Below are 13,286 nucleotides of genomic sequence, written 5' to 3'. Positions count from 1 at the left end.
TTATACGCATAATCAGAATCACATACCGATCTGGATAAAGGAGAGATCATTAAAAAAGACTGATTGATATATCCAAAATCAGTCCAATAAATGGAAAAGAATCTCTTTTTATCTGATTATGTCGTTTTTATTTTTATGAGAAATGAACAGCCAACGCAGCCATTAAAGTTAGCTTTTTGTGTCATATTAATCATATTGATGATAGAAATCCAGCGTTATTTTGCCTGTTTTGTAAACAGTTTTATCACCGCGTTGAGCATGAATAATTAATTCAAATTAATCAATCATCAAACACAAAAAACATACCATTAACAGGCCTATTAAAACGGCTATTTTCTCAAGCTAACGAGGTTGCATTGAATGGGAAAACACCACAATATTCATCAATGAACAATCAACAGTAACAGTAATCTATTGAGTCAACAGTGATAAGCTAATCACGGGCGATTTATCGCGATTAGATGAGGATACACGAACGCGGTATCACTTAGTAAGTAAAGGAGTCAAGCTACCTTAATCAGCAGATTTACTTCGATGACGAGAGATGCGTCGAGCAGGTATTAAGATGCGATTCTTACAGCACATATATCCGGCTCAATCCCCATAATCACAACACTTAACACTCATCAAGTTGATACTCTATTATCGGCATATTGTGCAAGGGAATAATCGCGCCACGAAACTGAATCACGGTACTGGCCAATAAATGCCCCAACTCTGCCGCCTTTACCGGCGTTTGTCCGGCCAGTCTGGCGGCCAGATAGCCGGCACTAAAGGAGTCGCCGGCGGCGGTGGTATCAATAATACGTTCCGCTGGCACGCGCAGCGCTGGCACCGCAAAAAAGTCATCGCCAGATTGAATCAAACAGCAATCCGCCCCGCGTTTAATGACAATTTCCGGCACCCCAAAATGCTGGGTACGCTCAAGCGCGCTTTCATAGGATAAGTCATCCCACAGCGCCATCTCATCATCCAGAGTTAAAAAGGCGATATCGGTCAGCGCCAGTATCTGCGCATAAGCCTGCTTTGCCGACGGCTTATCCGCCCACAAGGCTGGCCGATAGTTATTATCAAAAATAAGCTGTCCACCGCGGCGTTTTACCTCAGCGAGTAACGCCATCAGCGCGGCGAGGCTGCTGGGATCGAGAATAGCTAAACTAATGCCACTTAAATAGACATAATCCGTCTCGGCAATGTGCTGGCAAATGGCTGGGGTATCGGGGGTCTGTAACCAAAATTTAGCCGCCGAATTGCTGCGCCAATAGTAAAAAGCACGTTCGCCCTGCCCATCCGTTACAATCGTATACAGGCCGGGCATTTTATCGGTGAGCTGCTGGACTAAATCGGTGTCAATTTGCTCTTGTTGCCAGCTTGTCAGCATCTGCTGACTAAACGGATCGATCCCTAATGCAGTCACATAATGAATCTGCGTCTGGCTGCCGGATAGTCGCGCGAGATAGATGGCGGTATTTAAGGTATCACCACCAAAGCCCGTCTGACAGGTTTTGCCGGTCACGGAAAATTCAATCATACATTCACCAATAATGGCGATTTGCTTACTCATTGCACCTCCTGCGGATGATAGAGATAAAAGTCAAATTGATCAAAATAGTTTTTGTCATACGCCGGCCAATGCACTGCCAGACTGCCGGGTTATTCCGTTACCCCATTTTTAAAGATAGCCAGCTCTTTAAAGCTGTTTTTCTCATTACAAGCGGGCTCTCCATTAGCAATATTAACAATTAAATCAATAAATTGCGACAAGAGCTCTGCCATAGAAACGCCATTAATTAACGGGCCGGCATCAAAATCAATCCAGGTCGGTTTTTTGGTGGCCAGTAGCGTATTGGTCGATAGTTTGACGGTGGGGACAAACCCGCCATAAGGGGTGCCGCGACCAGTGGAAAACAGCACCATATGGCAACCGGCCGCAATCAGTGCACTGGTGGCCACCGCATCGTTACCCGGTGCCGATAGCAGGTTAAGTCCGGCTTTCGATAACCGTTCACCATACTCGAGCACATCGACCACCTGACTACGGCCGGCTTTTTGCGTGCAGCCTAACGATTTATCCTCCAGCGTGGTAATGCCGCCGGCTTTATTACCCGGCGAGGGATTCTCATCAATCGGCTGACCGTGTTCAATAAAATAGTGTTTGAAACGGTTGACCATATTGACGGTTTTATCAAATACGACCTGATCGCGGCAGTGAGACATTAAAATCGTTTCAGCCCCAAACATTTCCGGCACTTCAGTCAGCACACTTGTGCCACCATGGGCAATCACATAATCGGAAAACTGCCCCAGCAGTGGATTAGCGGTAATCCCCGATAAACCATCAGAGCCGCCACACTCAAGACCAAATTTTAACTCACTCAACCAACCCGGTTGGCGCTTATCCTGTTTGATTTGTTGGTAAAGTGCCGCCAAATGTGCGATGCCGGTAGCGATCTCATCCGCTTCTTCTTGTAAAATCATAAAACGGGTGCGCGCAGTATCATATTCGCCCAGCGTCTGACGAAATATCGCCAGTTGATTATTCTCACAGCCCAGTCCAACCACCAACACGCCACCAGCATTGGGGTGTTTAACCATATCTTGTAATATGGTCCGGGTATCTTGATGATCTTTGCCGAGCTGGGAACAGCCGTAGGGATGGGTTAACACAAACACCTGATCATAGCTGTCACCGACTTTTGACAATTGCGTAATAAACTGTTTGGCGATTTGCTGGGCAATACCATTCACACAGCCAACCGTTGGGATAATCCAGAGCTCATTACGGATGCCGACGCCACCTTGCTGGCGGCGATAAACCTCAATCTGCCGGTCGGCAATCGTGCAATCCTGAGGATAAGTGACGGATTGATATTGATAGTCATTATGCTGATTAAGATTGGTTTTGACATTATGGGTATGGACATGAGCACCCGCTTCAATCATTTGTGCGGTATGTCCAATCGGAAAACCATATTTAATAATATCTTGCCCGACCGGGATTGGCCGGATAGCTACTTTATGACCAGCCGGAATCTCATCACGCATAATCAGTGTTTCACCATTGAGTGTCAGCTTATCGCCAATCATCAGCGGTTCTAGTGCAATCAACACATTATCATTCGGATTGATTTGAATAAAATTTTTCATCGCTATCCCTTAAAAAGCCGATGTTGTGTAACAGCCAATGAGACAAGCGGCTACGCGAAAGCGGCATGAGCATAGGTTATCATCCCGCGCTGCAACCGATGCTGATACCTGCTTAGCCAATTTTTATCACCGATTTTAAGCGGCTTTGTGGATCATGCGCCAAATCAGCAAAGGCTTTTTCTGCCTCATCGAGTTCATAGACATCGGTGATAATTTGCTTCACCTGACATTGACCGGTTTTCACCAGCGCAATGAGGTCGATAAAATCCTTTTTCAGTGCATTGCGCGAACCAAATACATCGAGCTCCTTGGTCTGGATTTGGGTAAAGGCAAAGTCATGTTTCTGTTTACTCACGCCAACCAGCCCAACGCGCCCGCGAAAAGCCGCCGCATCAATACAGTTTTGAAAGGTCTGCGGTAAACCGACACACTCAATACAGACATCAAAACCATCGCCTTGGGTAATCTCTTTAACGCGGGCAGCAAAATCCTCTTTATTGGTTCGAATGATGCCGTCAGCGCCCATTTCCAGCGCCTTCGTTAAACGATTCTCCATCATATCGCTGACATACACTGTGGCACCTTTGAGTTTGGCTGCCATCAGCGCAAACAGCCCAATCGGCCCGGCACCGACAACCAGCACCCGATCACCGGCTTTGACTGACGTACGTTCCGTGGCATGATAACTAATACAGAACGGCTCAATCATCGACAGCGTCAAAGCATCGAGCCCCTGCCCGGGATAAATACGCTCAAGCGGCATACTGAAGTATTGTCTAAAAATACCGTCACGCTGCGCACCCAGTGTTTGATTACTGGTGCAGCAGTTGACAAAACCACGTCGGCACGAATAACACTGGCCACAGTTGAAGTACGGATTGGCCGTGACAATCATGCCTTTTTCAATACCCAAGCTATTTTCACCCACGTCAACCACCTCGGCGGAAAACTCATGTCCCGGAATTCGCGGATAGCTGGCGTATAAAAAAGTACCTTTATAGGTGCCTAAATCGGAACCACAAATGCCGCCATAAAGAATTTTTAAGATCGCTTCACCCGGCTTTAAAACCGGTTTTTCCATCTCCTTTATCATCACTTTACCCGGCTCTGGAATCACCATATATTTCATCATGCTCATCATCTTTATCCTCACTCCTGCTGTGGAATCACTGATTTTATCTCTTGGGTTAAAATACGCTGTAAGTGTGCTGTAACTAGCTCAGTCAATCCGCTGACCTGATTGAGATCGCACTCCCAATGTGACTGCATCCCCAATACATTGACCACTAACTGATGCACATCACTCACATAAAGCGGCTGCCAGGTTTTAAATTTATCGAGTAGCAGCTTTTCATCATGTAAGGCAATCACTTCCCCCTGATATTCACCACGATAAAAAGCGATTAACGCCGCCAAAGCGAACGAGATATAGCGCGGTGGATGCTTAAATTTTTGGCTATAAGTGAGTAACTGCGGCAGTAACCGGGTTTTAAATTTAGTTAACGAATTGAGCGAAATCGCCATCAGCTCGTGACGAATAAACGGATTTTTAAACCGTTTTAAGACATCATCAGCAAAAGCGGTAAGGGCCGGTTTATCCAAAGCGAGGGTCGGAATCACCTCTTGATTGAGTAAGTTTTGCACAAACCCGGCAATAACCGGATCAGCCATTGCCTCGCCCACCGTGCGAATACCGGCCAGATATGCGACGGGGACCAATGCGGTATGGGCGCCGTTAAGAATGCCGACTTTTCGTTCTTTATAAGGTTTTATATCGTCAACGACCCTAATATTGAGATTCACTTGATCGAGTTTAAGTGTCTGTTTCAGCCATGCCGGGCCCTGTATCACAAACAGATAGAAGTATTCAGCCGTATCTAAAAACTGATCCTGATAACCTAACTCGGCGGTTAATGCCGTCACTTCGGTTTTGGGATAACCCGTTACAATCCGATCGACTAAGGTTGAACAGAAGGTATTGGCTTGCGTTAACCACTCGCAAAAAGCCGGCTCTAAATGCCATAACTCGGCATAACGCATCACATACGTTTTGAGTTGTTCGCCGTTATAATCAATCAATTCACAAGGCACAATAATTAAACCGCGATCCTTGGCGCCCTGAAAAAACTGGAAGCGATGGTACAAAAACAGCGTCAATTTAGCCGGAAAGGTCGCTGGCGGGGCGTCAGTCAATTTATCTTTATCACTGAAAGCAATGCCGGCCTCGGTGGTATTGGAGAAGATAAACGTCAGTGCCGGATTTTCAGCGCACTTAAGATACTGCTGGAAGTCTTGATACACCGAGATTTCACGATTCACCGAGTAGATGATGCGCGGCTTGGCCACCGCTTGCCCCTGCTCATTAATACCGCGAATGATTGTCGTATACAAACCCTCTTGTTCATTGAGTGTGGGATGCTGGCTATCAATCGGCCGCACAATCGTCACACCATGATTAAAATCGATTTGTTCATTCAGATGATCAATGATCCAATCGATAAACGCTCTTAAAAAGTTACCTTCCCCAAATTGCAGTATTCGCTCTGGGTAGACAGGTCCGGGATAGTTGGTACGATTTAATTCTTTATACATAGCGACTCTCTTTAAGCTAATGAATGAAGTAGGTCACTGTGAATATAACCGATGGATAAAATCGTGCCGCAATTGGGACTTGATTTTGTGCCTGAGATTAAATTTATCTGTTTTTTATCTGTTTTTTATGCCTAGCCGCAATGCTTAAAGATGAACCGATTTAGGCTTGAATCGCCTTATCATCAATCCTGCCTAAAGCGCGCCGCATCGAACATTTTGCCGTGTTGAGATGCTTACACAGCGCCTTAATGGCTAAGGCTTCCTGTCTTTGTAAAATCGCTTTAAGTACAGCAATATGTTCGCTCACTGCAATACTGTTACGCTCTTTGAGATCGCGCTCATCCCATTGATAATGAAAATGAAAGATCACCGAAATCAGCTCAAAAGATTGTACAAAGAAGGGATTATCATTGGCAGATAAGATTAAGCGATGAAAATCGCGATCGAGTGTGGAGAACTGTTTATAATCATGGCTAATATTCTGGGCCAATTTTTCATGATGCTGTAAGAGCTCCTTCGCTTTAGTCCAGATCATCTTGTTATCCAGCTGCTTCATTAGGGATTGTAAAGCAAAAATTTCCAGTACACTGCGAAATTCATAGAGCTTTTCAGCATAATCCCGGCCAAAGATGACCAGTTGCCACTCGCCTTTACTGATATTTTCAATCAACCCATAATGCAAAAAGCGCAATAGGAATTCGCGTACAACCAGCGGCGTTACCCGGGCATCACGCGCTATCTCTATTTCATTAAATTTATCGCCGGGTAATAACTGACGACTGTTAATCAGGGCATAAAAATAGTGTTCGATCTGCTGATCTTGCCGCTCGCGTTTTTCTAAGACGCCGTTAATTTTATCTTGTTCAGTGGGCTGACGAATTAAGAAATATTGCTGCTGCTGATAGATTAATACGCCGCGTTCAATTAAATAGCTTAATACCGCCCGAACGGTTGTTCGACTGATATTAAAGGTGTCCGCTAAAATAGACAGCGAAGGTAACGGAAACGTAATAATCTGGTTATTGATACACGTGATAAATTGATTAATCGTGTTTTGGCGTAAAATTTGGCTTCGACTCATATCATCCTTGATCAGCTTTGTGATTATCATCGTCAATATCGGCATCAACGTCATAAGCCGAAGTCATTGTGATAAGTAGGCTAAAACACTATATAATATTTTCATCTCATCGACGCTGATATGGCTCACAAAATAGCAGATCAGCCCGTTTTTTCATGCCAGCCACTGGACAAAGTGGCAGCCGGATAAACCGAACCAAATCGATAAAACGACAGCACGTATCGTTTTATCGGTAAAGTAAACGCCTGACAAGATAGACTTTATTGGCGGTTAATGCGTTTCTGGCATAATGGGTTTAATCTCTTTTAACAGTAGTAGATAGACCAGCGCACCCACGCCACATGCAGAACCTGAGATAATCAGCGCATAAGTAAATGAGCCGCCATTAGCCGCAATAATATAGCCCGTGACAATCGGCCCTAAGATTCCCCCACAATTAGATACGGTATTTTGAATACCACCGAGAACTGAGGTCATATTTCTGGGCGCAATATCGCCAGGCAGGCACCAGATAGCCGATCCGGCAAAGGCCAGACCAACATAGGAGATACACAGCAGCAACATCATCACCGCTAAAGAGTCGACTAAACCGGCAAAAGAGATACTGGTGGCTATCAACATGCCACCGACTAAATTGATCTTACGTGCCAGACTGAGATTATGGGTGCGAATATAGACAAAATCGGTAAACCAACCACCAAACCACTGACCCAAAATCCCACATAACGGCGGTAACATCGCCATAAAACCCATCTCTTTCAGGCTTAAGCCGCGTTCAGTCATCAAATAACTGGGAAACCAAGTAATAAAAAAATAGACCGCATAGTTCAACATAAAAAAGCCCAGGCACATGGCAATCACGTTACGGTATTTTAATAGTTGATACCACTTCATCGGTTGGATATTATCAATGCCCTCTTTTTTAGCCTGACCATCGCGAATATACTTTAATTCAGCCTGCGTGATGCGGGGATGCTGCTCTGGATCATGATAAACCTTTAGCCACCATACCACCCAAAGTAAGCCTAACGCTCCACAAATATAAAATGCCGCATGCCAGCCAAGCGAAGCAATAATCCAGACAACTAAAGGCATAGCAAACGCGGTACCGAAACGAGAGCCACTATCAAACAGGGCCGTCACCCGACCACGCTCTTTATCGGGAAACCATTTTGCGGTTACGCCGCCATTACAAGGATAAGCGGCCGCTTCTCCCATACCCATAAAAATACGAGCAAAAATAAAACCGGCTGGCGAAGTGGCCAGCGCTGTCGCGCCAGTCGCCACCGACCACCAGCCCACCGAACCCGCTAAGGTTTTTCGCTGCCCAAATCGGTCAGCGATAAAACCCGCCGGAATCTGACATAATGCATAACTGAGAAAAAAAGCGGACATGATCCATCCCATGGCCTGCGGCGAGATCTGTAGATCTCTTGATATCATCGGCGCAGCCGCCGACATCACAGTTCTATCAAGATAATTAATCACAATAGCAAACAACATTAAGATAGCGATATGAATCCGCACACAATGACTTTGTCTAGGCATACAATCCCTCATGATGGCAAAATTAAAGCTTGGGCAATTGATAATAGGTACAAAGATCAATCATTAAGTTATAAATTAAAATAAATCAAACAATTAACAAACCCGAATCAGGTTAAGCAAAATTTTAACTCAGCCACCAAGACGGCAGATAAAATAGTTTTTTTAATGTGGTTGGGTTAATGATTTTTTGTTTTTAATCTGTTTTTAATGACGCCACAGCAGCAAGATAATGCGATAGACAGATTAGATGTATCGATAAAAGACGTTTCTTTTCGAGATAATCACCGGATAATAAAGACAGATTAAAACGGGTGATGTCGCAGGAAATTTGACAATAAAAAGTAAAACTTTAGTGCACACATTTTTCACTGTAAGCGATAAAGTAAAAATATAATAATGCCGTTGATATCCTGTTATCTAACACGATATATTACTTAATAATATAATCAGCAAAGGCTTATGACATGAAGAAAGAACAGTTTGATATTACCGGAATGACGTGCTCGGCTTGCCAAGCAAGAATAGAAAAAGTGGTTTCTCAGCTTGATGGTGTCTCGCAGGCTAGTGTCAATCTACTCAAAAATAGTATGACGGTGACCTTTGATGAGCAGCGCATTGTGACGCAAGATATCATTCACGCGGTAGACAAAACCGGTTATGGTGCCACCCCTCACCGCAGCAATCCTACCTCTGCAGCGTCCAATCCCTCCGGTAATCCAATGCATGATGCGCTGAAACAGATGAAAAACCGTTTAGCGATTTCATTACTGTTTACCATTCCGCTCTTTTATCTGGCGATGGGACACATGGTTGGACTCCCTATACCGTCATTTTTTACCCAGCCAGACCATGCTTTAGCCTATGCTTTTACACAATTCTTGCTGACACTCCCGGTATTTGTGGTCAATTTTCACTATTTTCGTGCCGGCTTTAAAGCGTTATTCAGCGGCGCCCCCAATATGGACTCACTCATCGGCCTCGGTGCGGGTGCAGCCATCGTCTATGGTATCTATATTATCTACAAAATCAGTTTTGCCTTAGGCGCGGGTGAACTGGCACAAGCCAGCCATTTTTCGATGCAACTCTATTTTGAATCGGCGGCCATGATTTTAACCCTGATTACCCTCGGCAAGTACTTTGAAACCCGCGCGAAAGGAAAAACATCGGATGCGATAACCAAGTTGATGAATTTAGCGCCGAAAACCGCGACCCGGCAGCAACAAAATGGCAATGTTCAGGTCATTAGTACTGATGAGGTCCATGTCGGTGATATCCTGATAGTCAAAGCGGGTGAGAGTATTCCCGTCGATGGCATCATCACGGAAGGGCAGGGATTTATTGATGAGTCGACGATTACAGGTGAAAGCTTACCGACCGAAAAGCAGGTAGGCGATAAAATCACCGGCGCGACAATCAACCAATCCGGCTACTTTTTAATGCAAGCCACCCGCGTGGGTGAAGATACAACACTATCACAAATTGTAAAACTGGTGGATGAAGCGACCTCCTCGAAAGCGCCGATCGCCAAACTGGCCGATAAAATCAGCGGAATATTTGTACCGGTGGTGATAACTATCGCGGTACTGGCAACGATAATTTGGTTGCTGCTTGGCCATGACTTAGAATTCGCGCTTTCCATTGGTATTTCGGTGCTAGTTATCTCTTGCCCTTGTGCGCTCGGACTAGCAACGCCGACAGCAATCATGGTCGGTACTGGCCGCGGCGCCGCCAACGGTATCTTATTCAAATCAGCGCAAGCAATTGAGACCATGCAGCAGATTAATACCATTGTATTAGATAAAACAGGGACAATCACTGAAGGTAAACCGGTGGTTACTGATATTGTGACACAAGGCGTTACCGAGCAAGATTTACTTCGCATTGCCGCCTCGCTTGAAAATCAATCGGAGCATCCACTGGGCCTGGCTATCGTCAAGGAGAGTGAAAAACAGGCCCTGACGCTCAGTCCGGTGACTCAATTTACTCAAACGCGTGGACAAGGTATTAGTGGTCAAATCGGCGAGCAACGTTACTTTGCCGGTAATCGCCAGTTAATGCAAGCCCAGCATATTCCGCTAAGTGGCGATATCTTAGCCACAGCGGAAAGCTATGCAGCAGCGGGAAAAACGCCGCTATTTTTCGCCAATAGCCAAACCTTATTAGGCCTGATTACCGTCGCGGATCAAATTAAACCGACCAGCCAGTCAGCGGTAGCCGCGCTCGAGCGTATGGGCATTAACGTGATCATGATGACCGGTGATAACGCTAAAACGGCTGCGGCAATCCAGCAGCAAGCCGGCATTGAACATATCCTGGCCGAAGTGCTGCCACAAGATAAAGCGCAGCAAGTTCGCCAGCTGCAAGAACAGGGCAAAAAAGTCGCCATGGTCGGCGATGGTATTAACGATGCACCGGCGCTAGCCCAAGCGGATGTTGGTCTGGCGATTGGCGCAGGTACCGATATCGCCATCGAGTCGGCCGATATTGTACTGATGAAAAGTGACTTACTCGATGTAGTGACCGCTATCGAGTTAAGTCAGGCGGTGATGCGTAATATCAAAGAGAACCTGTTTTGGGCATTCATCTATAATGCCGCTGGGATTCCGGTTGCCGCCGGGCTATTTTATGCCGTCTGGCAGCTCACGCTCAATCCGATGATTGCGGCCGCAGCAATGAGCTTAAGCTCGGTCAGTGTCGTCTCTAATGCATTACGTCTGCGTTTTTTTAATCCGACCAGAACCGGTCAAGTGAAACATGCAAATCTATCAGTAAAGTCCACCCTATCAAATAATATTACTCAACAAGATAACAGGAGTCTCTCAATGGAAAAACAGTTAACTATCGACGGCATGACTTGCGGACATTGTCGCAGTCATGTAGAAAAAGCCCTGCAAGCGGTACCTGGCGTAACCGAAGTCAGTGTTGATTTAGCCAATAAAAGCGCACACTTAAAAGCCGATGCCTCGGTCAGCAATGAAGCACTCACCAAAGCCGTCAGCGATGCTGGTTATCAAGTGGTCGAGATTAAATAAACCTGCGCTGACTCGGCGATAGTGACATTATCGGGTTATTCGATAATCAATCACATACCGACGTCATTTAGCTTTTTCTCTTTACCTCGATTGTCCTTTCAAGTAACGCAAAGGACAATCGAAACGCAATCAGTACATCCTAAGCATAATTTGCTATCGATAAAATTAATGCTGCAATATCACTCACCTTTAAGGTAAAATTAGTGTAAAAATATATTCCACCACGGATTGGGTATCCAAACATCATACCGGTTATTTTAGATAAAATAGATAGCATGGCTGGTGCGGCAGGAATGTGTGGTAAGGCACCTTACCATAATAATAAATAGACAAGGAATGGCGATGAAACACTTATCACTCAAGCAGATTGCTCTTCATATAGCACTTATGATGAGTAGTTTCTCTATCAGTTCAATTCAGGCAGTTGAGCTTGCCGCACCCACTGAGATGACAGAATCTGGCACGGCCACCTCGATTGCGATGTTTAACCAATCAATCGAATCATCACTGACTAATCTGATTAACAGAACGAACACCAGTTATCCAGCCGTTAAAAGTGCACTCGTTAAATTAGACCAGACAGCTGATGGGACACTACAGGCGTTGGTGGTTAGCCAGGCGCTCAACGGTTCAGGCCAGTTCAATACATTCTATAATATTACCCCTGACAATCAGGTCGAAAACAATCAGCACTATATTGCTAAATTCACGGCAGAAACGACCATATTACCGACTGATGCAGATGATTCAGATGATGCTGATCAGTCCTCGTTATCACAGTTAGCTGCTCAGCTTAACCTGATTCAGATTGGTTACTTTACCGCATCAGGTGATATAGTCGCCGCCGTAAAATTAGCGGATCCCTTGAATTATCAGTGGATTAATCCACAAAAACAGACGACGCAAATCAGTATTGCCGACGCCACTTTTAATTATCAGACCAGTGATAGGATGCAGACTCTAAGTAGCAATCTGCAGATACCGCGGTTAAATCTGAATAGTCGTGAAGCAGCGGTCATTGCGACTGATCTCAATATTCAACAAAATAGTAACCAGTTTGATGCTAATCTTGCTTACACCGGTAGCCAACAACTGACCGCGGCCAGTGTTGTGATTGATAAATTAGATGAATCATGGTGGCTGAAAGATATTGTTATCAACGTGCAAAAGCAGCTCAATGATCAGCTATTATTGAGCCAAAAAAATCAGATTACGTTACACGGTCTGTTCGATGCCAAAGCGACGCAGACTCGAGTTAATTTCGATCTGGCGGCGAATTTAAATATTGAGAAAATCGATATTAACGCTTTCAAGCAGTTTAAGTTGCTGGCCAATCAATATGCTCAAACCCCCGCTTATGATCAAACATTGCTCATGGCGATGCTGACTCAGTTACTCAATTCGAGTCCAACTCTGGAATTAGAAAATAGTATACTCGATATTGAAGGCCAAAAAGGTTTCTTTAATATCGCCTTAAGTGCGATGCCCGTTATCGCGAGTCAAAATACGCTAATACCCAATCTGGGCCTATTGCAACAAATCAGTAACATGAATCTGCAAGCAAAAATGATCATCCCCGCCCAGTGGTTTCTGACCTTTAAGATTTTCAATGATAAAGCCAGTTTAGATCAAGCGATCAAACAACACATTGAGCAGATAAACGCCCTCAATTTAGATGGTATGCTTAACTATGATGGTCAGAATATCGGCCTTAATTTTGAGGTCAAAAATGGCATTGTCTGGGTAAATGGTGAGGCAAAAGCCCCCTTATTCAATTTATTATCGCTGTTGATAAAATAAAAACATAAACCCGTTCGCCGGACAGGGCGAATGAGATTGAGTTAATCAAAAACAAAAAACAGTCATGGCTGTTCAATAAGGATGAA

8 protein-coding genes are annotated in these 13,286 nt (G+C 44.9%); 2 read left to right on the top strand and 6 right to left on the bottom strand.

The features are described 5' to 3' along the window. Positions 1-616: 616 nt before the first annotated feature. The 6 genes from RHO15_03150 to RHO15_03125 all read right to left on the bottom strand — a co-directional run bounded on the left by RHO15_03150 (position 617) and on the right by RHO15_03125 (position 8,368). Positions 617-1,564, bottom strand: coding sequence for a sugar kinase (locus tag RHO15_03150; protein WVD64522.1), 948 nt, complete (start codon positions 1,562-1,564; stop codon positions 617-619). A gap of 89 nt (positions 1,565-1,653) precedes the next feature. After that, entirely contained in the window at positions 1,654-3,147 is a 1,494-nt protein-coding gene (locus RHO15_03145; GenBank protein ID WVD64521.1) for an altronate dehydratase family protein, read from the bottom strand. A gap of 112 nt (positions 3,148-3,259) precedes the next feature. Then, positions 3,260-4,279 (bottom strand): zinc-binding alcohol dehydrogenase family protein, encoded by a 1,020-nt coding sequence (locus RHO15_03140; protein ID WVD64520.1) that lies wholly within the window; start codon positions 4,277-4,279, stop codon positions 3,260-3,262. Between the two features lie 17 nt (positions 4,280-4,296). Beyond that, on the bottom strand, positions 4,297-5,739 hold the full coding sequence (locus RHO15_03135; protein ID WVD64519.1) for a tagaturonate reductase: 1,443 nt from the start codon (positions 5,737-5,739) through the stop codon (positions 4,297-4,299). 160 nt (positions 5,740-5,899) lie between these two features. Continuing rightward, a complete protein-coding gene (locus tag RHO15_03130; GenBank protein WVD64518.1) occupies positions 5,900-6,820 on the bottom strand; it encodes a GntR family transcriptional regulator in 921 nt (306 codons plus the stop codon). A gap of 270 nt (positions 6,821-7,090) precedes the next feature. Beyond that, positions 7,091-8,368, bottom strand: a complete 1,278-nt coding sequence (locus tag RHO15_03125) for an MFS transporter (GenBank protein ID WVD64517.1) — start codon at positions 8,366-8,368, stop codon at positions 7,091-7,093. A gap of 464 nt (positions 8,369-8,832) precedes the next feature. On the opposite strand from RHO15_03125, the gene RHO15_03120 reads away from it, so the two are divergent. Continuing rightward, positions 8,833-11,400: a heavy metal translocating P-type ATPase gene (locus tag RHO15_03120; protein ID WVD64516.1), complete on the top strand. Its 2,568-nt coding sequence runs from the start codon at positions 8,833-8,835 to the stop codon at positions 11,398-11,400. 342 nt (positions 11,401-11,742) lie between these two features. Then, positions 11,743-13,200 (top strand): hypothetical protein, encoded by a 1,458-nt coding sequence (locus tag RHO15_03115; protein WVD64515.1) that lies wholly within the window; start codon positions 11,743-11,745, stop codon positions 13,198-13,200. Positions 13,201-13,286 lie beyond the last annotated feature (86 nt).

It is taken from the genome of Orbaceae bacterium lpD01 (assembly GCA_036251705.1).
GTDB classification, from domain to species: Bacteria; Pseudomonadota; Gammaproteobacteria; order Enterobacterales; family Orbaceae; genus Utexia; species Utexia brackfieldae.
This window is presented reverse-complemented; position numbering and strand designations above follow the sequence as displayed.

Excerpts from the sequence above, each read along its gene's own strand:
- RHO15_03150 (WVD64522.1), bottom strand. The coding sequence starts at position 1,564 with ATGAGTAAGCAAATCGCCATTATTGGTGAATGTATGATTGAATTTTCC.
- RHO15_03145 (WVD64521.1), bottom strand. The coding sequence starts at position 3,147 with ATGAAAAATTTTATTCAAATCAATCCGAATGATAATGTGTTGATTGCA.
- RHO15_03140 (WVD64520.1), bottom strand. The coding sequence starts at position 4,279 with ATGATGAAATATATGGTGATTCCAGAGCCGGGTAAAGTGATGATAAAG.
- RHO15_03135 (WVD64519.1), bottom strand. The coding sequence starts at position 5,739 with ATGTATAAAGAATTAAATCGTACCAACTATCCCGGACCTGTCTACCCA.
- RHO15_03130 (WVD64518.1), bottom strand. The coding sequence starts at position 6,820 with ATGAGTCGAAGCCAAATTTTACGCCAAAACACGATTAATCAATTTATC.
- RHO15_03125 (WVD64517.1), bottom strand. The coding sequence starts at position 8,368 with ATGCCTAGACAAAGTCATTGTGTGCGGATTCATATCGCTATCTTAATG.
- RHO15_03120 (WVD64516.1), top strand. The coding sequence starts at position 8,833 with ATGAAGAAAGAACAGTTTGATATTACCGGAATGACGTGCTCGGCTTGC.
- RHO15_03115 (WVD64515.1), top strand. The coding sequence starts at position 11,743 with ATGAAACACTTATCACTCAAGCAGATTGCTCTTCATATAGCACTTATG.